Genomic DNA, 21,950 nt, shown 5'->3' with positions numbered 1-21,950 from the left:
TTGCAGGGATGCTGATTACAGTCCGATTCCGCGGAAGAACTCTGCAGCCGCGTCGGTGATTCCCAGAACATGGGCGAGGTCCAGGAGCCAGAGAATAATCAGCATCATGGTGATAAAGAATATCAATGCTCTCAGCTTCCTCATGCGGTGCTTATGAACGAGACGGGCTGTTTTTTCGTTGATGTTCTTCTGCAGCATGGGTTTCAGATTAAAGGACCCCTGGGGATCCTCCTCATTCAGGTAACGGACCGTAAGGTCCACCATGAAATTCGTCTCCAGCTCATCGTGACATTTGTTGCAGTTGTTTATATGGTTCAGGAAAACCGCAAGATCCTTGTCCGACAGCCTGTCCTCAAGGTAATCGGGGATCATTGCTTCCGCCTCGCGGCAGGTGATTTTCCTGCTTTTGCTGATAAATTCAGAAGAATCCATATGTTCTCTCCCTGATAGAATACGGCTTACGTCTGCTGACGGGCGGTATCGGTAAGCCCTGCCTCGATTTCCCGCAGAAAGCGGGACGGAGCGATCTTCTTGTCGTACCGCTCCCGGACAGAATAGATGTACAGGTCTTTCCGGGCGCGTGTCATTCCGACATAGAGCATGCGCCGTTCCTCTTCCAGGTCGGCGTCAAGAACTGCCTTGTGATAGGGGATGATTCCCTCATTTACGTCAAGGATATATACGGTGTCATATTCCATACCCTTGGAGGCGTGCAGAGTAGATACAACAACGCCGGAATGCTCCTCGGAACGGAGAGCCCGCTGCTGCTCCAGCTTTTCCCGATATTTTTCGATGGACTCCTTCCATTCCTCACAGGTCCTGTAATTGCGGGCGCTTTCCGTGAGCTCATCGAGAACCTGCAGAAGATCCTCCGGCGGAATGTTCCGCTGCATCGCATAATCACGGAGATAACCTTCGTAACCGATCTCTCTCCGGATGTAGTTCAGGGCACCATAGGGGGCGAGGTGACGAATCATGGTGAGATTGGTTTCCAGCTCATCAACTCTCCGTACCATCCAGTCCTTATCTTCATAATAACTGTACAGACTCTCATAGGTGACCAGCGGGTCATAGAACGCTTCTCTGGAAAAATAACGGTTCGGGCGGTTGTATACGCGGAGAAAATCACTTCTCTTTCCTCTGCGTTCGCGGCTCATGGCTCCAAGATCCATGTAGGCCATGACATCCTTTGCGATCCAGTGATCAAAGACACAGGGGATGACATCACCCATCCGGAAAGGAATCTGATAGGCCATCAGCTGTTCAACAGCCTGTCTGCATCCGACATTCGTGCGGAACAGTACCGCGGTTTCCTCATATGGCACTCCTCCGTCATGTGCTTCCCGGATCTGCTGTGCCATGCGCACACATTCCTTTCTCGGATTGTCAAAGCATTCAAAGGAAACGGGAGAACCGGAGGGCCTGGAAGAGAGAATATTCTTCCTGAAGCGTTTCCGGTTGTGGCAGATCAGATTTTCCGAAGCCTTCAGGATCTCGGGAGTGCTGCGGTAGTTTTCCTCCAGCGCGATGACCTGACAGCCCGGATAGACCTTCGGGAAATTCAGCATCAGATCCGGATTGGCGCCGCGAAAACGGTAAATCGACTGGTCGTCGTCTCCGACAATAAAGAGGTTGTTTTCGGGAAGGGCGAGAAGCCGGATGATCTCATACTGCAGAGGACTGATATCCTGAAATTCATCGACAAGGATGTACCGGAACTTCTGCTGCCAGAGGCTCAGGATATCGTGGCGCGTCGTCAGAAGCTCGTAGCAGCGGGTAATGATATCGTCAAAATCCAGCATCCGGTTATCTCTCTTCCAGTTTTCATAAGCGCGGAAGACCTTGCGGAAGGCATCCGTGGGAAGAACTCCGGAGTAGAAATGGCTGATGTCCATCCGGCTGCCCTTGACCTGACTGATTTCCCTTGCCACGGATGAGGGAAGATCTGCCTCCTGCGTATCGGGACAGGTGTGATCAAGAATCTCACGGAGAAGCTGCAGAGCTCTGGCGTCCGCAAGAATGTTGCTGCCGCTGATGCGATAGGTGTTTTTCAGAATTCCGTAAAAAATCCCGTGAAAGGTTCCGAAGGTTACCGGACTGGCGGAACGTCCGGTCATTTTTAAAAATCTCTCCTTCATCTCCGCTGCCGCTGCCCTGGTAAAGGTCACAACAAGAATGGAGGAAGGAGAGATTCCGTTTTGAATCAGCCGGACGGTTCGGCCGGTAATGACGGCGGTCTTGCCGGAGCCGGGCCCGGCAAGTACAAGCGCAGGACCGTCTCCGTGCTCAATCGCCTTCAGCTGAGAAGAATTGTACTGCATCAGCCGAGCTTCCGGATCGCAGCCTGAATACGGGCGATGGTCTCGTCTCTGCCAAGCACCTCCATCAGTCCGGTGGCGCCCGCCGGTGTCGCCGGTTTGCCGGAAACTGCGGTGCGGAGCGGCCACATCACGGTGTTGACCTTGTATTCCTTCTCCGCCGCGTAGTTCTTCAGGATATTGAACAGGGTGTCGTTGTCGAAGCTTCCGGCGTCTTCGAGAAGGGGGAGAACATCCTTCAGGATGGCGCGCGAAGAATCGATGGTGCTCTTTGATTTCTTGTGGTTGAACAGATCCACATCATAGTCCGGAACGGCATTGAAGAAATCCACCTGCTCCTCAATATCGGGCAGGATCTGAATACGGGTCCGAACCATCGCGGCAATCTTTTTCAGATCGTATGGGCCGGTAACATACTTCTTCAGATACGGCTCCGCGAGCGGATAGAAATCCTCGTCACTCATGGCCTTGATGTATTCGCCGTTCATCCATTTCAGCTTGGTCATATCGAAGACAGCCGGGGACTTATTGATATGATGATAGTCAAAGATTTCGGTCAGCTCTTTGAGCGAATAGATCTCGCGGTCTCCCGCCGGGCTCCATCCGAGAAGGGCAACGAAATTGACAACGGCTTCCTTCAGATAGCCCTGATCGATCAGATCCTCAAAGGAGGAGTGACCAGAACGCTTGGAGAGCTTCTGTCCTTCTTCATTGGTGATCAGCGGGCAATGGACGTAGGTCGGAATATCCCAGCCGAAGGCTTCGTAAATCCGGTTGTATTTCGGCGTCGAGGAAAGATATTCATTACCGCGGACCACGTGTGTGATGCCCATCAGGTGATCATCGACGACGTTTGCAAAATTGTAGGTCGGATAGCCGTCAGATTTGATCAGAATCAGATCATCAAGCTCCGCGTTTTCTACCGTGATGTTTCCGTAGATTTCATCGTGAAAGGTCGTGGTGCCCTCCAGAGGCATGTTGAAACGGATGACATGGGGCTCTCCCGCTGCCAGTTTCGCCTGCACCTCTTCCTTCGAGAGGTGGAGACAATGCTTGTCGTATGCAGAAATCTCCTTGCCTCCGACGGTACGTCTCAGGCTTTCCAGACGCTCCTTGCTGCAGAAGCAGTAGTAGGCATCGCCCTGTTCCACGAGCTGGTCGGCATATTTCTGGTAAATGCCGAGCTTGCAGCGCTCACTCTGGATGTAGGGCCCCACACCGCCATCTTTGTCCGGACCCTCGTCATGCTCAAGACCGGTGTCCTTCAGTGTCTGGTAGATAATATCCAGCGCTTCCGGGACAAAACGTTCCTGATCGGTGTCCTCTATGCGAAGCATAAAGGTGCCTCCGGCATGTTTGGCGATCAGATAGGAGTATAATGCTGTGCGGAGGTTGCCTACATGCATGCGTCCGGTGGGACTTGGAGCAAATCTGGTTTTTACTGGTGTCATTTTCAAAATCTCCTTCATGTTGGTATGGTTAGTAACTGCCTGTGGCGTTTCTGACACAGGCTTTTATAAAGCCGGGCTGTATGCTCTGGTTCAGAACATTATTTAATGCCGAGGGAAACCGGATATGCCTCGTGCATGATTTTTGCGATATTGCCGATGCACACACAGTCCGCCGCTTCATCAGAATAATGATCTGTCGTATTGATCAGGCAGATTCTGTCGCCGGTGAAGTACTTTGCCATCGATCCGAGCCTGGACTGCAGATCAGTGCCCACGACCAGAAGAATGTCCGCAGAGCTGATGAGTTCAATCGCCCGGTTCATGGTGCGGCGGTCCAGCATCTCGCCTGACAGCGCGATTCCCGGGTGAATCAGGGTTCCGCATTTCTCGCAGAGTGGCAGCGGCTTATGGCTTAATATATATTCCGCGTCATAAATCTTTCCGCAATGCGGACAGAAGTTCCGGTCAATGTTGCCATACAGGTGAATCACATTGTGACAGCCGGCACGCCGTGACAGATCAAAAAATCCTCTTGTTACAATGCCTCTGAGCTTTCCGTCATCCTCAAGCCTTTTCAGACAGAAGTTCACCTCGTCGGGCTCCCCTCTTCGGTTCAGAATATCTTCGCGGTAAAATTCATAGAAGACCTCTGGCCGGTTGTTGTAGAATGTGCTGTTGACGATTTCACTGGGAGAACGCCCGTAGCGCACTTCGACATCGTAGCTGAAATCCTCGCGATACAGGTCGCATCCCTGCTCAGCCGCCGGACCTCTCCCAAGAAGGCATACGATATTTCTTCCATTCTCCAGAATGGATTTTAAGTAACCGATGCTCATAGTAAAAGCCCCCTTCTACTGTATCAAGCCGTCGTCGGGCGGTTTCGGACACGCGAAGCCCGCCTGATCGTTTACGGTATTACATCCTGGATTCAATCCCCTTTGATTTCAGATAGTCAATTACCTTTCCGACAGTAGTCAGTCCCTCCATGTCCTCGGCAGGGATTTCGATGTCATACTGCTCCTCGAGTGTGGTTAGCAGCTCAAAGAGGTCAAGGGAATCGGCATCAAGGTCTTCCTTGAATCTGGATTCCGGCGTAATCTCATTTTCGTCAATATCAAGCTGCTCCGACAGGATTTTCTTCATTTTCTCTAACATATTATCACCTCTCTGTCATTATTTCTTTTATACTTCCTTTTATACTTCTCTGTACAGTATTGCAGTGTTATATTGCAGCACTATATCCCGGTACTCTGTTTTAATATTGCCGCACTATATTTTGGCATTCCATTTTAGAATTTGTATTGCAGGTTATCTTTTAATCCTGTCTAAGTCATGCGGCGGAATACAAGCCGGACGCCGGCTGGCGGCACACATGGGTCAGCACAAGATCCGGAAAGCGAAGACGCGGATTCTGCCGGTAAAGCGGTTCTGTGCAGGCAGGAGATCAATTCTCACGAAATACCCTTTCAAACCGCCGGTTTTCCGCAGTTTCCGTATTACGGATGTTACGCGCGACATTCAGCGCAATTCCCATTTCAATCATGATGAATATGACCGACGTACCTCCGTAACTGATGAACGGAAGCGTGACACCTGTCGTTGGAATGACGTTGAGAACAACGGCGATATTCAGAATGACCTGAAGGGATATATGGATAAAGATACCACTGACAATCAGCGTCCCGTAGAGATCAGGTGCATTCTGCGCGATAACGATAAGCCGGTAGAGCATATAGCCAAATAACAGCATCAGCAGAATCGCTCCGAAAAGCCCGAGTTCCTCGCAGATAATCGCGAAGATCATGTCATTCTGAGCCTCAGGGATGATGGAAAGCTTCTGGACACTGTTGCCAAGGCCCTTTCCGAACAGCCCGCCGGAACCGATTGCATACAATCCCTGCAGTACCTGATAGCTGTCAGTGCTCAGATTCTCCTCCGGATGGAGCCAGGCCAGAATACGTCTCAGACGGAAGCTGCTGCTCGAAGTCATGGAGTAGTTCATAATGATCAGGATAATAATGACCAGCGCAATTACCCCCAGACCGAACACGATAAACTCCCTTGTCTTCGGGTGTGCGAGGAAAATAATTCCGATTACAATTCCCGCGATGATGATCGCAGTACTCAGGTTGTCGGTAAAGAAATACGCGCCGGCTGCCTGGGCAACGCCGAATACCACAAGACAGGCGACCGCTTTTATGGTGTTAAGATTTCTGCCCATGAGAAGAATCATGTATGGCATGAACAGGATGATCGCGATCTTTGCGATCTCTGCCGGCTGAAACTGTATGCCGATCTTCAGCCATCTCCTGGCACCGTTTACCGTGATTCCGAATGGTGTGAAACGGACCATCGCCATGAGGATCATGGCGAGGACATATATTGCCGGCGCAAGGCGAATCCAGAGATGATAGTTGATCCGGGATATAATAAGAGCGATCGCAACGGCTGCGGCGCTGAATCCCGCCTGTCGGATAAAATAATACATGTCGCTGTTGATCACGGGATCGTTCTTTGCCTCATATGCGCTGGCACTGTATAGCATAACAAGGCCGAAGCAGATCAGAATAATGATAACAGCGAGCAGATTATAATCAAAATATCCCGGTTCCTTCTTTCTGGATGCGCGGGACGCGGAAGGTTTCCGGGCAGTTTTTCTGGAAAAAGGCATGGATCTTACTCTCTCCTTCGATGTGTGGACCGCAGCAGGTACGGCTCACGGTTCATCTTTTAGCAAAGTATAGCACATAGCGGATGATTACGCAAAACAAAAGAAGCTGCCCGGCTATTATATAGCCTGACAGCTTCCTTGCCATTACAGCGAAATAACCTGACTGAAATATCCGGAATTAATCCTCAACATACGGAAGAATTGCCAGATGTCTTGCGCGCTTGATCGCAGAGGTGATTGCTCTCTGATGCTTTGCGCAGTTGCCGGTGACACGTCTCGGAAGGATCTTGCCTCTCTCGGAGATGTATCTTCTGAGCTTTGCCGCGTCCTTGTAATCAATAACGTTGTCCTTACCGCAGAAAACGCATACTTTTCTTCTTCTGCGCTGTACTCTTCTTCTTGCCGGAGCTTCGGTTCTTGCCGGTCTCTCGTTTGCTGCTGCAGTTGTTGTATTTTCTACTTCTGCCATTACTTTATCCTCCTTATAAAAAATGAATTACTCTTCGTCTGTGCGTACAATCAGATAGCGAAGAACGTTGTCCATAATGCGGCAATGTCTCTCGATCTCTGCCGGTGCGGTTACCGGTGCCTCAAACGGGATAAAGTAATAAAATCCTTCAGTCTCTTTCTGGATCTCGTAAGCGAGCTTCTTCTTGCCCCACTCCTCAATCTCTCCGATTGTTCCATCATAACGGGTGATATAACCTTTCGCCTTATCAAGAATAGCTGCTCTGGTCTCATCATCCGGCTTTGCACTGATTACCAGTGCCAGTTCATACTTATGCATTGTATTTCTCCCTTCTGGACATTAGTGGCTTTCTGCGTCTCGCAGAAAACAAGGTGTAAGAGATTGTCTCACGGCTAGATATTTTAGCATATGGCTTTTCGAATGTAAAGTAAATTTTTAATGCCCTGTGCTGCGTAAATTTTTAATACTCTGTGCTGCAAATTTTTTTAAACCCTGAGCTGCGCTATCGAAGGCGCTATCAAAGGCGCTTCCGAAGAGGGATTCATGATACCGTACGGGATAACCTGCAGATTGCTCCGCACTGCGTTTTCGAAGAGCATGTTCAGTAGGCGGCTTTGTAGATTTCGAGTATCTGTGCTTCGGTCAGGGGTACATAGTTGTTCTTCAGAAGACGCTGCTGCGTCTGCGGTACATTCTTCGCGAATACCGGAAGGTCGGACTCCTTCACGCCGAAGCTGCGGAGCGGCTCCTTCTTCAGAACTTTATCCATCAATGCGTACAGAGCGTCGAGCGCGTTCTCCGGCTTCGTGCCCAGGCACTCCGCGAGAAGGTTCTCGAGATCGTTGATTCTTCCGACCGGTTTGATCTCCTTGTACTTACGCATTACATCCGCGAACATCAGCTGATTGGACTGGCCGTGCGGCACATGGTACACACTTCCGAGAGGATAGCTCAGGGCATGAACGGCAGCGCATCCCGCATAGCCGAAGGCAAGGCCTGCCCAGTTGGATGCCTTCAGGAAGTCTGCGCTGTACGCCTTCCAGGCCTCGTTTCCTCCGTTTTCCACGGAAAGACTCCAGCCCTTCAGAATCGTGCGGAGGGCAGCCTCGGAGAAGATTCTGGAAATGCTGCAACCGTTCGGGCTCAGATAAGATTCCACGGCGTGAATCATCGCGTCGATGGAGGAGGTAGCGAATACCTTGTAGGGAAGGGTTGCCAGCATATTTGTAATCATGGCGGCGGCATCCGCATACATGGACGGTGAGGTCAGACCCATTTTTACACCCCTGCTGACACGGTTGATGACCGAGATGTTTGTCACCTCGCTTCCGGTTCCGCAGGTCGTGGGCACAATGATCAGCTCGTGATGCTTCTTCAGGCTGTCCTTATGATCGTACAGATCGTCGACATGGTCTTCCGGAGACGCTACAGCAACAACCTTTGCGATATCAATGATTGTTCCTCCTCCGACTGCGATAATCCGGGTGAAATTTTTGTCACGCAGATCATCGAGAATAGCGTTTACCATGTTGTCTGTCGGTTCACCTGCTCCGTATTTTTCCTGAAACAATGTCTGGCATCCAAGCCCCAGCGGCTCGATGGACGGACTGTAAATGTATTCATTGGTCAGAATCAGGTCATCCGGTCCAAGCTGCTCATCATTCGCGAACTCCTTAAATGTGTCATACTCCTTTATTTTGGTGCGAATGCAAAAACCTTCCAATTTCTTCTGCCTCCTTGTTCGTATTTTATATGCTTTTTATAACAATTATATAACCCGCTTTGAAATATTCCATTCTTTTATTGTATGGATTCTGCCCGATCGGCTACTTATATTTCATTAAACTGCTGGTGATCCCGGATTTCCGGAACGGACTGGGAATGACAGATTCTTTAGACAAACGGAAAAATCTGACCGTGTGAATCTGCTTTCATTTTTTCTATAATGAATTGAATTTTAGAAAATAACGAGGAAAAACAATGAAAAATTCGAGGGATGACAATAAGCCACAGGGACCGAATAATATAACAAGGGCGCTAATCGACGCGTCTGTAGACCGGGGGCTTCGTGAGATCGAGGAGGACCCGAAGCGGAGTATCCGGAAGCTCACGGACATGGGCCGGATGTTCATCAAGGGAAGATTCATGGACGAGGTGCTGAGCATCGTGCAGGATCTCCTTCGCAATGATGACAGCCCTTACTATGAGGCAATTGAGCAGATGCTGCGGAATACGGACCGGAAAAATCTGAAGGATTTCGGGATCAGCTTTGGATACAGTGGACTTACCTATGGCGGCAAGGTGATACGGGAACATGAGCGGTCGCTTCCCTATCACATTCCGTGGGCACTTACACTCCGGATCAATCCGACGCTGAAGGACGGTTTGTCGGTCAGCGAACTGGAAAGCTGTGTCCGTCAGGGAACTTCGATGGGAATATATTGCTATTTCATCCGTCTCTCCGGCGCAATTACCTGTATTGGAAGACTCATGGATCTGGTGAAGCAGCATCCGGAGTGTGCTTTTGTGTCGCTGCTTCCGGATGAGCCGCTGAATCCGGTTCAGGTTGCGGGAATCAAAGAGTGTACCAACAGCATGGTTATGTTCCAGAACAGGGGCGCTGCAACGGCAGATAATGTAAGCGCAATGAAGAAAAACAAGATCCTTTATGGCATTTACGCGGTGTACGGGAATGAAGACGCGGCTGCCTGGTACAATGATCAGAAAGCCGAGGGGCTCGCGGAGCTCAATGCAGGTATCAATCTTCTGGTCAGCGACGACACCTGTTCGAAAAGGAACGGAGCAAAGGTCGCGAAGTACTGCCGGTCTCTGCGTACGCATCCGGAGTATCCGATGATCCTGTTCGATCTGGCAGGAGATGCTGTGCAGATCAACCACATCATCTCAGAGGATGAATGTTACTTCGAGCTTCTCGAGAACGGAGACATTAAGACCACGACGGAGACGATCTCTGATTTCAGACACACGACATCGCTGGATCAGCTGTTTACGATCGGCCTTCCAAGAGAAAATCCCTCATGAATCCGATGATTGTCACCGGATCCACGGGGGAGATGTATCAGGAATTTTCTGATCTGACAATATCCTTTCCGATCTTTACGAGTACATTCTTCAGACTCTCGATAAATTCCTCGGGGCTCTGATCGGTCTTCTGGCTGAGCCAGCGGTACATGATGACCAGAAAGGCGTCCGTGAAATAATGTGGATCGAGGACAGCGCTTTCCGTGTCGGAGATCATTGCCTCCGAAAACATGGAGAAGATCGGCACGGTCGCCTCATAAAAATAATCACGGAAGGAGTTCTGACCCTGGATCTCAAGAGCCGCCTTGTAGAAGGCACGGTCACTGGAGAACAGCTCGACAACCGCGGTCAGAAGATCCCACCCGTTGGTATAGGATCGTTTGCTGGCGGTTTTGATAAAGTCGGTGTAGAAAATCCAGTTGACCAGATCGTACTTGTCCTTGAAGTGATAATAAAAGCTCTTGCGGTTCATTCCGCAGCCCTCACAGATGTCGATGACACTGATCTTCTCAAAAAGCTTTTCCTTCATCAGCTTTTTCATGGAAGAGGCAAGTGCATTCTTCGTTATGTTAGCGTCGGGCACAAAATCACACTCCTGTCCATTCTGAAATCAGACACCGGACTGCGCCAGATCGACGCAGGGCGTTTTGCACGCCGGGCCGGAAGCAGACTGTTGCCGGCTTATGGCAGGCAGAGGTGTCTGATCTTGTAAATAAATATCATATATGTACAGATATTTATCCGGTAACACATTCCAAAATCTGTTCCAATTATATCACAGGACAGGATACAGGGAAAGCCAGATTCTGTATCTTGAAGGCCATTATGAAGGCTGTTATCGAAAGCTATTATAGAAGATCATTATCGAGGGCTGTTATCGAAAGCTATTATAGAAGACCATTATCGATGGCTGTTATCGAGGACCGCCATCGAAACCCATCATTGAAGTCCGTTATCAAAGGTAATTATAAATGGTAGGTCGAACGGAGTTCCTTCCGGGAGGCTTCTACTTCAAGCAGCAATTCCCGGGCAGACATACGGCGCGCGCCCTCCCCGAAGATGATCACCTGTTCGAGGCCGTCGGAGGTCGCGACGGTGACATTGCCCTGCTTTCCGATTTTATGTACAGTCTTTTCAATGTAGGCGTCTGCAGTTTCCGCCTCCTTCGTGTAAACAACATAGATGTTATGGTAACGGCAGACCGCACCTCTCCCGCCAGGCACCTTATACGCATCAAAAACCAGAATCAGGGTACCGGATCTTGTGCCGTGGAAGTTGCTCATAATGTCGATCAGACGGTCTCTTGCGGCATCCATGCCGGAAGCCGCAAGGCTGCGGAGTTCTTCCCAGCTGAAGATGATGTTGTATCCGTCAACCAGCAGATAATCCTCCTTCTTCGGAGTGACTCCGGTGATTCCGGAGCGTTGATTTTTGCCGGAGGAGGTCTGTTCACCAGCTGATTTTGCGGCCGCTGTTCCGCAGCTCTCCGATTTATTCTGCTCTGTTTTGTCTCTCTCCGCCCTTTCCAGAGAGCCGTCACGGCTCCATATTCCGGTCTCATTTGAATAGCTGTTCGCAGCACTGTGGATGGGAGTGTTCCAGCTCGATCCGCTGTAGGCTTTTTCGAAAATCTGCTGCAGCTCATTTTCCTCGTTTTCGCGGGTGCGCTGCTCTTCTGTCCATGATTTCTCTCTTGTCCTGTGTTTTTTCTGCCAGCCCGCGGAAAAAATCTTATTTTCGACTGTCTTTTCTGTATTTTCTGCTTTCAGACCGTCGGCAGAGAGTTCCTGGTCCTCTGCGGTTAGCCATTTCATATCGGGACGCCATCCGGTGTCGATGTGCATATAGTCCCGGACCTGATTCCACGGCACCCGGATTCCGGCTCCGTGGGAGCAGAATACGGAGGAGGATGGATGATCGGTATCCGCCTCGGGATCATAACCCTTTTCGAGAATCACCTCTTCGGGATGGCGGCAGGGCTCATAACCCCTGAGTGTCAGACTCAGTCTTCCGTGTCCGTGGGTATAGGACATAAAATCCTGCTGATAATCTCCGAGGGCAGCGGCGGGCACAGAACCTGTGATGACCGCAGTGCTGCCGTCATTCTCGCGAAGATCCGCGGATCCCTCCATTCTCTGGATATCTGTCATGAAGCGGCCCATGCTCCCGGACGGCAGTTCTGCGTGCAGCCGCAGGACCGGCTCAAGGAGAACATTTTTTGCCATCATCAGACCCTGACGGACGGCTCTGTGTGCCGCCTGTCGGAAATCCCCTCCGGAGGTATGCTTTTCCGATGCTCTTCCGCCGATCACGGTGATCTTAATATCTGTGATTTCCGATCCTGTCAGAACGCCCGGAAACGGCTGCACCTCCAGATGAGACAGGATAAGGCGCTGCCAGTTGAGAGCCAGATCATCGGTGCTGCAGTCGGATTCCAGAACCAGCCCGCTTCCCGGCTCGCCGGGCTCCATCAGAAGGTGCACCTCTGCATAATGCCGCAGAGGCTCGTAATGACCCACGCCCTCGACGGAATCAGCTATGGTCTCTTTGTACATGATCGAAGGCTGTGCGAAATCAATCCGCATGTTAAACCGCTGTGCACAGAGCTCTTTCAGAATTTCCATCTGGACCTTTCCCATGATGCGGGCAGAAATCTCACCGGATGCGTCATCCTGGTCAATGTGAAGAAGCGGCTCTTCCTCTTCAAGAACCCGAAGATTCCGGAGAGCTTCGGTTCTGTCCTGGTCCGGCGCAAGAAGGATGCGGCTCTTCCATACCGGCTGGAGAACGGATGCATCTGAGTCATGTTCAAAGCCGAGGCCCATTCCGATCCGGGTTTTGTCTGGTCCGGTAACCGCACAGACGGAGCCTGCGTCCACCCGGGACACCTGCACGAAGCTTTTGCCGGAGTAGATACGGATCTGGTTGACCTTCTGGTCCGTGTTCTCTCCGCCGCCTCCTGTGCTGTCCTCATTTCTGACAGAGATGACAGAACGGACACTGAGACTGCCGCCGGTGATCTTCATCCAGGTCAGGCGGTTTCCGGAATCGTCGCGGGATATCTTGAAAATTCGCGCGCCGAATTCGTCCGGATAATGTTTCATCAGCGTAAGAGCGTCCATCGCCCGCATCAGCGCGCTGACGCCTTCGTTTCTCAGCGCGGATCCGAAGAAAACGGGAAAGAGCTTCCGGTCCCGGATCATGGTGCGAAGATCGTCCTCCCGGATCTCTTCTGTCTCCAGATAGTGTTCCAGAACACGGTCATCGCAGACAGCAATATTCTCTGCCTGATTTTCCGGGATCTGCAGCACAGGGTCAAACTGAACTCCGGTAAAATCCACGCATTGCGAGCTGAGATTATCCCGGATATCGCGGAGAAGATCTGCGGTGTCCGCACCCGGCTGATCCATCTTATTTACGAAAAGAAATGTCGGAATTCTGTAATGTGCGAGAAGATTCCAGAGATTCCGGACCTGCCCGATGACGCCGTCCGCCGCGCTGATAACCAGGATTGCGCAGTCGAGAACCTGAAGAACCCGCTCTGTTTCCGGTGAAAAGTCGATATGACCCGGTGTGTCCAGAAGGGTTACGGAGAGGCCGTCGGTGCCGCCGAAGGATAGCTCCGCCTGCTTGGAAAAAATAGTGATGCCCCTGTCTTTCTCAAGCTGCCAGGTGTCAAGATAGGCATCTTTATGATCGACTCTTCCCTGTTTCTGTATTTTTCCGGAAAGGTACAGAAGACTCTCGGAAAGAGTTGTCTTTCCTGCGTCTACATGTGCCAGAATTCCTGCTGTGATATGTCTGCTGCTCATTGCTTATCCTTCTGTTCTGCTCATATATGTAAGATTGCGAAAGTGCGAGGCACGAAGCAATCTGTAGCTTATTTACGCGAACAGTGAGCCGCAGCCGAATGCGAAGCATTCGTGTGCGGCGAGCGTCGCGATAGCGAGATAAAACTCGCACAGCGTGTTTTATCTCGTTCATATTGCGGCGTCATGCCTGCAGGGCATAGGCGTCGTTCCGTACTGCCTCCGGAGGATGCTACACATCAGCTTGACCGCATGCCATCCGGGGAGACAGATCTTTCTGTGAAGTATTGTAACATGCTCCGGAAACAGGTACAATCAGAAGGAAATAGATGACCGGCTCAAGGCAGCCTGAACCAGAGGAATATGGATGGCTGACTCAACAGTCTGAAATGGAGGAAAATATGGCGGAAGAAAGGGAACAGAAGAACAATGCGCCGGAAGGTGGGGCCCGCACGGAGGGCTGCTCTTTTATAGATACGGATAAGGAAAGTCTGACACTGACGTATGAGGACGGAAGGGACGTGAGATGCACAATCGTCAGGATCTTCCAGACACCAGCGCAGAAATATATCGTTCTGATTCCGGAGGACGGAAGTACGAAAGGTACGGCGTATCTGTATCATTTTGATACAGATGATGAAGGCGCACCGGTTGTGACACAGATTGAAAGTGAAGATGAATACACAGAGGCTTCGGAGATTTTCGAGGCTATGACGAAAAATATTGACCTTACGGAGGATGAGACATGAAAATCAGAGTGAAGAAACTGACCGATACCGCCAAGATGCCAACGCGCGGAAGTGCGTCGGCTGCGGGCTACGATCTCTATGCCGACGTGGAAACTCCGGTGGAAATTGAGCCTCATGCGACGGTTATGGTTGGCACAGGCTTGTCGATGGAGATTCCGGAAGGCTATTTCGGAGCCATTTTTGCCAGAAGCGGACTTGCCGCAAAGGAATCTCTCCGACCGGCGAACTGTGTCGGCGTCGTTGATGCGGATTACCGGGGTCCCTTTATGATCGCAGTTCACAATGACGGGGAGACAGCCCGACGCGTGACTCCGGGAGAGCGGATTGCGCAGCTTGTGATCCTTCCCTTCCTTCCCGCCGAGTTTGAGGAAGTGGAACAGCTCGGCGAGACGGAACGGGGAGAAGGGGGCTTTGGAAGCACCGGAAAATCCTGATCTTAATTATCCGCGAAAGGATCCTTTGATATCCGACCAGTTTTCTTCCGCGTATTTCAGAAGCTGCTCAGCCTGTGACAGAGACATCTCCGGGTAATAGAACATGATGGACGCGGAGCCGTATTTACGGACGATTCTGTCGCAGTTCCGGATCCAGTCGTCAAAGCCGCCGCTGTATACCTTGATCCACAGGGATTTGCCGGAGGCAATTACCTTGTCATAGATCTTGTCCCACTCTTCGTAAGTACCGTCCGGACCGGTGTCTCCCGGTGTCCACTGAAGGGCATTGATGCCGGGAATTTCCATAAGATGATCGAGATGGCGGATGGCTCCGGGGCCATCCAGATGATACATGGCATAGTCGAGCTTCTGCGTCTGTTTTTTCAGCGAATCCAGAACAAATTCATCAAAGAAGTCAACCGACATCATGGCTGAGGCGTCACACTGAAGCTTTGCCATTCTTCCCGGAGCCCAGATCTGGAAGCAGGAATAGGAATTGCCTCCGTCAGGGGTTCTGACGAGATCATAGAAACGGTCAAAGAACTCGAAATATGCGTCGGTCACCTGTCCGACCCGCTCCTCAATGGAGTCCGGGTCTTCAATCATATCCATCATGAGGGTCTGAGCGCCCCGGAGAGAGGAAAGCACATCAACGTTTTCCATGAGATCCGGCATATCCAGGCAAAAATCATTGCCCGCGAATTTTCTGCAGCCTTCGACCACTTCGAGATGTCTGCGAAGCCATTTGTTTTCCGGGTCAAATTTCAGCGGAGGAACATCTTCCCAGTCTTCATTTTCGTCAATGCAGGGCTTGAACCAGACCGTGTCCTCCTTGAATCCGATATCAGAGCCGAGATAAGCCGCGACGGAGCCTGGTCCGAAGTTGGTCTCCATGTTCGGAAATGCCTCTCCCAGGAACAGATGCTTCTCACAGAAGTCGCGGTACCGGAGTACCATGCGCTCCGGGTTCATATATTTGTCCTCCATATCTTTCCATCTGAGATTTTCTGGCAGATCATAATACAGTCCCTGGCAGAAGACCTGATCCATTCCTCCCTCGTGCGGCTGACCATCGGACAGGTGTTCAATCTCCGGTTTCCGCGCGACGATGTGCATCAGCGGTCTTCCGGTATTGCTCTGGTGCCACCAGCCGTCAAATTTCTTTTTCGTTTCATCCCAGTTGTCCTTGTATTGCATTGCATTCTCCTTTACTTTGCTTTTTTATGGATTGAAATAACAAATCTCTGAATTGGAGATCCTTTGTTTGCGGATTTATTTCAGGGCCTGTATATCAACCGATTATATCAATCGATTATTCGAGGGTGTTGTTCTACGCCTGATTATTTGTGCGCTTCCTTTCGTATGTTATTCTTTCTCCGGTATGTGGCTCAGTGACCGGCAAGAAGCTGAAAGATGTTCGGTGTGCTCTTCACCCCGGTAACGGAAGAGCTGCTCTCCGCCGCCGGCAAATACGAGGCGGATATCCCTGCCGGCGATACCTCCCCTGAAACGGAAGGGCGATGGGCCAATGGAGAAGAGGCTCTCTTTTTCATCCCAGATAACGGGAATCTGCTGGAATGCTCCGGTTTCATAACCATATCCGTCGCCGTCATCCTCGTAGTACAGAATCCGGTGCACAGGGGAAATTTTCTGCCCAGGACGACGAAGCGGGTACAGATGAAATTCAAAGGGCGTGTCGGGCACTTCTTCTGCATAGGTGAGGCCGGACTCCATCGGCAGGATGCTTCCCGCCCGCACAAACACAGGGATGTGATCCAGAGAAACCGTGAGCGTCAGTGTCTGTCCGCCTTCATAATAGTTGTCCGTGTAGAAGTCATACCATCCGGTTCCCTCCGGCAGGTAGACCGTCCAGGTTTTCGGGGCGTTGAGCTGTTTGCCGCCTCTGCCGTAATACATCGGATCGGTGATCGGACAAATCAGCAGGCTTTTCCCGAACATGTACTCGGAATCAAGCGAAGCTGCCCTGCTGTCATTGGGAAAATCAAAGAGCAAGCTCCGGACCATGGTGCTGTTCTGCTGTACGACCGCGCCTGCCATGGAATAAATATAGGGCATGAGGCGATATCTTGTGCGGATCGTTTTTTCCAGCGCATCGTAAAAAGGATCGCCGGGCTTTCCGAAGTTCCAGATTTCACGCGGCACATCGGTTCCATGGGAGCGGAACATCGGGAGGAAGGAGCCGAATTCAAACCAGCGGACATACAGTTCCCTGTAGCCCGGGTCCTTGAGCCCGTTTTCGTAGTCGCCGCGCCAGAACCATTTCATTGAAGGATCCCCGCTGCACTCACAGCCGCGTGCAGCCCAGTTTTCATGTACGACGAAAAATCCTCCGATGTCGAAGGTCCAGTAAGGCATGCCGCTCATCGCCATGTTGAGCGCCTCGGGGAGCTGCTTTTTCAGCACATCCCATCTTGCGGAGATGTCGCCGGACCAGAGAACCGTTCCGTATTTCTGGCTTCCGGCATATCCGGAGCGGGTGAGGTTCAGGACTCTGCGGTTCGGATCCGCCTTTCTCTGGTTTTCAAAAATGCCTCTGGCATGGGCGAGAGCATAGAGATTGGCCCGGTCTGCGCCGAGGAATTTCTTGTGCTCTCCGCCGACAAGAAGAAACCGTTCCCAGGGTTCCCGCTCATACTCTCCGTTCCAGTCCGGACCGGAAAAGGGTTCTGTGGAGTCACACCACCAGGAATCAAAGCCACCGGAGAAAAGCTCACGGCTGCACTGCTTCCAGTACAGCTCTCTGGCTTTTTCGTCAAAAGCGTCATAGGTCGCCAGGTCATTGAGAAGGAAGCCCGCGTCGGACATCTCGCAATAATCTTTCGTTCCGTAATTCATATTCGGCCAGACAGACACCATGGTGTGGACATGGAGTCCGTGAATTCTGTCGATTGCCGACCGGATATCCGGATAGCGTGTTTTGTCCAGAATCTTGCATCCCCAGTCGTCTGCCGGCCAGGTCTTCCAGTCCTGCACGACGCAGTCGAGACCGACACCGATCCGGCGGTATTTTTCGGCGACGTCCACGAGTTCATCCTGCGTGGAATACTTTTCCCTGGACTGGATGTATCCGAACGCCCACTTCGGGAGCATCGCCGCCTTTCCCGTCAGTCGCCGGAATCCATCGATGAGTGCATCCGCAGAGTCCCCGGAGATAAAGTAATAGTCAAGCTGTTCCACGGTGTCGCAGAAGAGATAGGAGCCGCGCTCATCATCGTTGAAGGTCATGAGGCTTCCGCAGTCCGCGAGGATACCGTAGCCTCTGTCCGAGATCAGGAAAGGAACCGGAATGCGCATGTTGTGCTGGTAGAGGTACTGGGTGTGGCCTCTGTAGTTGTAGATGCCCTCTTCCCCCTGTCCGAGCCCGTGGATCTGTTCTCCGGGTTGGAATCGGAAGGAAAGCTTCGCCCGATATGCTCTGTGGTCCTCAACCTCCCTCAGGTTTTCAACAAAATTTCTTTCACCGTCTACTGTTTTCACTCTGCGGATGACTGGCTTCTCTCCGCAGGTGGAGTATTTCATGACAGGAATCCCGGTAAGTTCTTTCTCTCCCTCTTCCAGTAATTGAAAACCATCTTTTCTTCGAATCCAGACAAAACAGCCGTCTGCCTGCCTGATCCGGAGTGTGAGAAGGCTTGTGGAAATTTGCAGACCCCCATCCAGCACCTCCAGCGCGAGCGGACATGCGGACTCGTTGTGCCTGATCTGAAGAGGAGACACGGAAGCTTCCTGCTCTCTTCCGGTATAGACGCAGCGTATAATATTTTCCGCCTCTGCAGAGACGAGAAGCAGTCCCCGGTCTGTCCGGATCCGGATCTTGTTATCGCTGATTTTCTGACAATCTTGTATCTTCATTCTGGATTTTCTCTTTCCATATCTTGTTCATAAATGTCCATGCCCCGCAGGCGGGGCTCCACCTATTGTATAAGCTTCGGATTGCTCCGTGATCGAATTACAACTACATTTTATAAAAAAGTACCAAAAACTGCCATGCACCGGTTTGTCCGTTTTATGTACTTTTTTTCTGTAGAAGTCCAGCCGCAATGTTCTTGGCCCACGGGAAGCTTGCTCACCAGTGGGCAAGAACATAAGTGACACGTTGGCTTATACACATCGTGGCGTCCCGCTGACGGGGCATGAACATAAAAATCCCCTGCCATACCTTCTGGTGTATGGCAGGGGATTCCCCATATAAATATGTATACTGCTGATTATTCGTTGATCGCCTTTGCGTCTTTCGGGCAGTCCTTGATGGAGAAGCTCAGCCTTCCCATGCGATCCTTTCCAAGGCAGACAACTTTTACAACATCGCCGAGGGTGAGGACATCCTCCACGTGATTGATACGCTGCTTTGCAATCTTGGAAATGTGAACCATTCCCTCCTTGCCGGGAGCAAACTCAAGGAAAGCACCGAACTCCTTGATGCTGATAACCTTTCCTTTCAGAACCTGATCCTTTTCGAAATCTGTGGTGATGACCTCGATGTATTTCTCGGCCTCATCCATCTTCGCGCGGTCCGTTCCGCAGATGGAGACGGATCCGTCTTCGTCGATATCGATCTTTACACCCGTGCGGGCGATGATCTCATTGATATTCTTTCCCTGTTTGCCGACAACATCACCGATCTTGTCAGGATCAATCTTGATCTGCTCGATCTTCGGCGCGTACTCGTTGACAGTTGGACGCGGTCCGGCGATTGCCTTCTCCATTACCTCGGTCAGAATATACTCTCTGGCTTCCTTGCATCTGGAAATGGCTTCCTCCACGATCTGACGGGTAAGGCCGTGGATCTTGATATCCATCTGGATTGCGGTGATGCCGTCATGTGTTCCGGCAACCTTGAAGTCCATGTCTCCGAAGAAGTCTTCAAGACCCTGAATGTCTGTGAGCACGATATAATCGTCGTCGGTATCTCCGGTAACAAGACCGCAGGAAATTCCGGCAACCGGCTTCTTAATCGGCACGCCGGCAGCCATCAGAGCCATGGAAGAAGCACAGACGGAAGCCTGTGAGGTGGAACCGTTAGACTCAAAGGTCTCGGATACGGCACGGATTGCATATGGGAATTCCTCTTCCGAAGGCATAACCGGAAGGAGAGCTCTCTCTGCAAGAGCGCCATGACCGATTTCGCGGCGCCCCGGTCCTCTGGACGGCTTTGTCTCACCGACAGAGTAGCTCGGGAAGTTGTACTGATGCATGTAGCGCTTCTTTGTGATATAGGGATCAAGTCCCTCTACCTTCTGCGCCTCGGAAAGAGGAGCGAGAGTCACAACGTCGCAGATCTGTGTCTGTCCGCGGGTGAACATCGCGGAGCCGTGTACACGGGGGATGACATCCACCTCGGCTGCCAGAGGACGGATCTGGCGGATCTGGCGTCCGTCCGGTCTCTTATGCTCCTTCAGAATCATGCGGCGGACAGTCTTCTTCTGATACTGGTAGATAGCATCGGGCAGAAGGGCAAGCCAGTCTTCGTTGTCCGCGAATTTCTCTTTCAGTCTGTCTGTGATCGCGGCGATGTTGTTCTCTCTGGTCTGCTTGTCATCCGTGAACACGGCAACTTCCATCTCAGAATCCGGAACCTCCTCGCGGATCGCGGCAAAAAGCTCCTCCGGAACCGCGCAGCTCTCGTAGGTGTGTTTCGGTTTTCCGCACTCTGCCACGATATGATCAAAGAAAGCAATAACCTTTTTATTTGTCTCATCGGCAAGATAAATGGCCTCGATCATCTTCTGCTCCGGAATTTCCTGTGCGCCGGCTTCGATCATGATGACCTTTTCTCTTGTAGAGGCAACGGTCAGTGCAAGCGTTGATTCTGCCTTCTTCTCATAACCCGGGTTGATGACAAATTCGCCGTTGATCATTCCAATCTGTGTGGCGGCGCAGGGACCGTCAAAAGGAATATCGGAAATGGATGTGGCGAGAGACGCGCCGAGCATGGCGACAACTTCCGGGTCACATTCCGGATCAACGGACATCACCATATTATTCAGTGTGACATCGTTTCTGTAATCCTTCGGGAAAAGAGGCCTCATCGGGCGGTCGATAACACGGGATGTGAGTACGGCATGCTCGGAAGCTTTTCCCTCTCTCTTATTGAAGCCGCCCGGGAATTTGCCGACCGAGTACATTTTCTCCTCAAATTCAACGGAAAGCGGGAAAAAATCGATTCCCTCCCGCGGCTCTTTGGAAGCGGTTGCGGTGCACAGAAGTGTGGTGTCGCCATAATGGATGAACGCGCATCCGTTTGCCTGCTTGCCTACTCTCCCGATATCTACGGAAAGTTTTCTTCCAGCCAGGTCCATTTCATAGGTCTTGTAGTTGTTCTCAAGTCTGGTTGAGAATGTCTTGTTTTCTTCCATCTTTACTCCTTTACTTCTCGGCGAATGCCATTGTTCCGAACCGCCATGACCGTGCAGGCCATGCTGCGGCGCCGGATGTTACTCTTTGAAAACGGACGGATCCTTGTGCGGAACATCTGTCCCGGTTTCCGAAAAACGAGATGAGTCACGCTTCGCGGTCGGCTGCGGCTCATTGCTTGTAAACACGGAAACAGGGCGGATAGGTGAGTCCTACCCGCCCTGAAAGCGATTCGATTACTTACGAAGTCCCAGCTTCTCGATCAGAGCACGATATCTCTCGATATCTGTCTTCTTGAGGTAATCAAGAAGTCCACGTCTCTTACCTACCATCTTCAGAAGACCGCGTCTGGAATGGTGATCCTTGTGGTTTGTCTTCAGATGCTCTGTGAGCTCTTTGATTCTCTCGGTGAGGATTGCAACCTGTACCTCAGGTGAACCGGTGTCGCCCTCTGTTCTTGCATACTCTTTGATAATCTGCTGTTTGAGTTCTTTTGTAATCATTTCATTTTCCTCCTGAATATTTCTAATCGCCTGTGATTAAGATCTGGTCGGAGTTTCCGGGATCTGAATCAAGGTTAAAACTCATGCTCACTCAATATAGCATAGCGTATAGAAAAAGTAAATGATTTT

At 51.2% G+C, this 21,950-nt stretch carries 18 protein-coding genes; 3 read left to right on the top strand and 15 right to left on the bottom strand.

From position 1 onward, the window contains the following. Positions 1–15: 15 nt before the first annotated feature. The 9 genes from ACTQZS_RS06455 to ACTQZS_RS06415 form a co-directional block, all read right to left on the bottom strand. Positions 16–432 carry a zf-HC2 domain-containing protein gene (locus ACTQZS_RS06455; protein WP_441475091.1) on the bottom strand — a complete coding sequence of 139 codons (417 nt, stop codon included), beginning with the start codon at positions 430–432 and terminating at the stop codon, positions 16–18. A gap of 26 nt (positions 433–458) precedes the next feature. Further along, positions 459–2,321 carry an ATP-dependent helicase gene (locus ACTQZS_RS06450; protein ID WP_441475090.1) on the bottom strand — a complete coding sequence of 621 codons (1,863 nt, stop codon included), beginning with the start codon at positions 2,319–2,321 and terminating at the stop codon, positions 459–461. Continuing rightward, positions 2,321–3,769: a glutamate--tRNA ligase gene (gene gltX / locus ACTQZS_RS06445; protein WP_441098946.1), complete on the bottom strand. Its 1,449-nt coding sequence runs from the start codon at positions 3,767–3,769 to the stop codon at positions 2,321–2,323. Before gltX ends, ACTQZS_RS06450 begins: the two co-directional genes overlap by 1 nt. 98 nt (positions 3,770–3,867) lie before the next feature. Next, complete coding sequence (locus ACTQZS_RS06440; protein ID WP_441475089.1) at positions 3,868–4,605, bottom strand: Sir2 family NAD-dependent protein deacetylase; 738 nt, start codon at positions 4,603–4,605, stop codon at positions 3,868–3,870. A gap of 79 nt (positions 4,606–4,684) precedes the next feature. After that, a complete protein-coding gene (gene acpP / locus ACTQZS_RS06435; RefSeq protein ID WP_441098948.1) occupies positions 4,685–4,924 on the bottom strand; it encodes an acyl carrier protein in 240 nt (79 codons plus the stop codon). A gap of 289 nt (positions 4,925–5,213) precedes the next feature. Further along, positions 5,214–6,440 carry an FtsW/RodA/SpoVE family cell cycle protein gene (locus tag ACTQZS_RS06430; RefSeq protein WP_441475088.1) on the bottom strand — a complete coding sequence of 409 codons (1,227 nt, stop codon included), beginning with the start codon at positions 6,438–6,440 and terminating at the stop codon, positions 5,214–5,216. Between the two features lie 178 nt (positions 6,441–6,618). After that, entirely contained in the window at positions 6,619–6,909 is a 291-nt protein-coding gene (gene rpsR / locus ACTQZS_RS06425; protein WP_441098950.1) for a 30S ribosomal protein S18, read from the bottom strand. Between the two features lie 27 nt (positions 6,910–6,936). Further along, positions 6,937–7,227: a 30S ribosomal protein S6 gene (rpsF, locus tag ACTQZS_RS06420; RefSeq protein ID WP_441098951.1), complete on the bottom strand. Its 291-nt coding sequence runs from the start codon at positions 7,225–7,227 to the stop codon at positions 6,937–6,939. A gap of 283 nt (positions 7,228–7,510) precedes the next feature. Further along, positions 7,511–8,632 carry a 4-hydroxybutyrate dehydrogenase gene (locus tag ACTQZS_RS06415; protein ID WP_441475087.1) on the bottom strand — a complete coding sequence of 374 codons (1,122 nt, stop codon included), beginning with the start codon at positions 8,630–8,632 and terminating at the stop codon, positions 7,511–7,513. 257 nt (positions 8,633–8,889) lie between these two features. On the opposite strand from ACTQZS_RS06415, the gene ACTQZS_RS06410 reads away from it, so the two are divergent. Beyond that, positions 8,890–9,951, top strand: a complete 1,062-nt coding sequence (locus ACTQZS_RS06410) for a hypothetical protein (protein ID WP_441475086.1) — start codon at positions 8,890–8,892, stop codon at positions 9,949–9,951. Positions 9,952–9,988: 37 nt separating this feature from the next. Here the strand turns inward: ACTQZS_RS06410 and ACTQZS_RS06405 are convergent, their stop codons facing one another. Both ACTQZS_RS06405 and ACTQZS_RS06400 read right to left on the bottom strand, forming a co-directional pair. Continuing rightward, positions 9,989–10,534: a TetR/AcrR family transcriptional regulator C-terminal domain-containing protein gene (locus ACTQZS_RS06405; protein ID WP_441475085.1), complete on the bottom strand. Its 546-nt coding sequence runs from the start codon at positions 10,532–10,534 to the stop codon at positions 9,989–9,991. A 382-nt stretch (positions 10,535–10,916) separates the two neighbouring features. After that, positions 10,917–13,763, bottom strand: coding sequence for an NYN domain-containing protein (locus ACTQZS_RS06400; RefSeq protein WP_441475084.1), 2,847 nt, complete (start codon positions 13,761–13,763; stop codon positions 10,917–10,919). A 398-nt stretch (positions 13,764–14,161) separates the two neighbouring features. On the opposite strand from ACTQZS_RS06400, the gene ACTQZS_RS06395 reads away from it, so the two are divergent. Together ACTQZS_RS06395 and dut are read left to right on the top strand one after the other, a co-directional pair. Further along, positions 14,162–14,509, top strand: a complete 348-nt coding sequence (locus tag ACTQZS_RS06395) for a DUF1292 domain-containing protein (RefSeq protein WP_441475083.1) — start codon at positions 14,162–14,164, stop codon at positions 14,507–14,509. Beyond that, the gene (dut, locus tag ACTQZS_RS06390; protein ID WP_441475082.1) at positions 14,506–14,943 is read left to right on the top strand and encodes a dUTP diphosphatase; all 438 of its coding nucleotides are present in this window, start codon (positions 14,506–14,508) and stop codon (positions 14,941–14,943) included. Before ACTQZS_RS06395 ends, dut begins: the two co-directional genes overlap by 4 nt. Positions 14,944–14,949: 6 nt before the next feature. Here dut and ACTQZS_RS06385 read toward each other — a convergent pair whose 3' ends face one another. From ACTQZS_RS06385 to rpsO, 4 genes are all read right to left on the bottom strand, one after another. Further along, complete coding sequence (locus ACTQZS_RS06385; protein ID WP_441475081.1) at positions 14,950–16,140, bottom strand: trimethylamine corrinoid protein 2; 1,191 nt, start codon at positions 16,138–16,140, stop codon at positions 14,950–14,952. 168 nt (positions 16,141–16,308) lie between these two features. Beyond that, positions 16,309–18,816 (bottom strand): TIM-barrel domain-containing protein, encoded by a 2,508-nt coding sequence (locus tag ACTQZS_RS06380; protein ID WP_441475080.1) that lies wholly within the window; start codon positions 18,814–18,816, stop codon positions 16,309–16,311. Positions 18,817–19,172: 356 nt separating this feature from the next. Beyond that, entirely contained in the window at positions 19,173–21,320 is a 2,148-nt protein-coding gene (locus tag ACTQZS_RS06375; protein WP_441475079.1) for a polyribonucleotide nucleotidyltransferase, read from the bottom strand. 234 nt (positions 21,321–21,554) lie between these two features. Then, complete coding sequence (gene rpsO, locus ACTQZS_RS06370; protein ID WP_441098961.1) at positions 21,555–21,821, bottom strand: 30S ribosomal protein S15; 267 nt, start codon at positions 21,819–21,821, stop codon at positions 21,555–21,557. Between the last annotated feature and the right edge of the window lie 129 nt (positions 21,822–21,950).

The organism is Bilifractor sp. LCP19S3_H10, from assembly GCF_052119185.1.
GTDB lineage: Bacteria > Bacillota > Clostridia > Lachnospirales > Lachnospiraceae > Bilifractor.
The sequence above is the reverse complement of the archived record's forward strand: the minus strand, read 5'-3'. Positions and strand labels throughout refer to the sequence as shown.

Coding starts and splice junctions, on each gene's coding strand:
- ACTQZS_RS06455 (WP_441475091.1), bottom strand. CDS start 432: ATGGATTCTTCTGAATTTATCAGCAAAAGCAGGAAAATCACCTGCCGC.
- ACTQZS_RS06450 (WP_441475090.1), bottom strand. CDS start 2,321: ATGCAGTACAATTCTTCTCAGCTGAAGGCGATTGAGCACGGAGACGGT.
- gltX (WP_441098946.1), bottom strand. CDS start 3,769: ATGACACCAGTAAAAACCAGATTTGCTCCAAGTCCCACCGGACGCATG.
- ACTQZS_RS06440 (WP_441475089.1), bottom strand. CDS start 4,605: ATGAGCATCGGTTACTTAAAATCCATTCTGGAGAATGGAAGAAATATC.
- acpP (WP_441098948.1), bottom strand. CDS start 4,924: ATGTTAGAGAAAATGAAGAAAATCCTGTCGGAGCAGCTTGATATTGAC.
- ACTQZS_RS06430 (WP_441475088.1), bottom strand. CDS start 6,440: ATGCCTTTTTCCAGAAAAACTGCCCGGAAACCTTCCGCGTCCCGCGCA.
- rpsR (WP_441098950.1), bottom strand. CDS start 6,909: ATGGCAGAAGTAGAAAATACAACAACTGCAGCAGCAAACGAGAGACCG.
- rpsF (WP_441098951.1), bottom strand. CDS start 7,227: ATGCATAAGTATGAACTGGCACTGGTAATCAGTGCAAAGCCGGATGAT.
- ACTQZS_RS06410 (WP_441475086.1), top strand. CDS start 8,890: ATGAAAAATTCGAGGGATGACAATAAGCCACAGGGACCGAATAATATA.
- ACTQZS_RS06400 (WP_441475084.1), bottom strand. CDS start 13,763: ATGAGCAGCAGACATATCACAGCAGGAATTCTGGCACATGTAGACGCA.
- ACTQZS_RS06395 (WP_441475083.1), top strand. CDS start 14,162: ATGGCGGAAGAAAGGGAACAGAAGAACAATGCGCCGGAAGGTGGGGCC.
- dut (WP_441475082.1), top strand. CDS start 14,506: ATGAAAATCAGAGTGAAGAAACTGACCGATACCGCCAAGATGCCAACG.
- ACTQZS_RS06385 (WP_441475081.1), bottom strand. CDS start 16,140: ATGCAATACAAGGACAACTGGGATGAAACGAAAAAGAAATTTGACGGC.
- ACTQZS_RS06380 (WP_441475080.1), bottom strand. CDS start 18,816: ATGAAGATACAAGATTGTCAGAAAATCAGCGATAACAAGATCCGGATC.
- ACTQZS_RS06375 (WP_441475079.1), bottom strand. CDS start 21,320: ATGGAAGAAAACAAGACATTCTCAACCAGACTTGAGAACAACTACAAG.
- rpsO (WP_441098961.1), bottom strand. CDS start 21,821: ATGATTACAAAAGAACTCAAACAGCAGATTATCAAAGAGTATGCAAGA.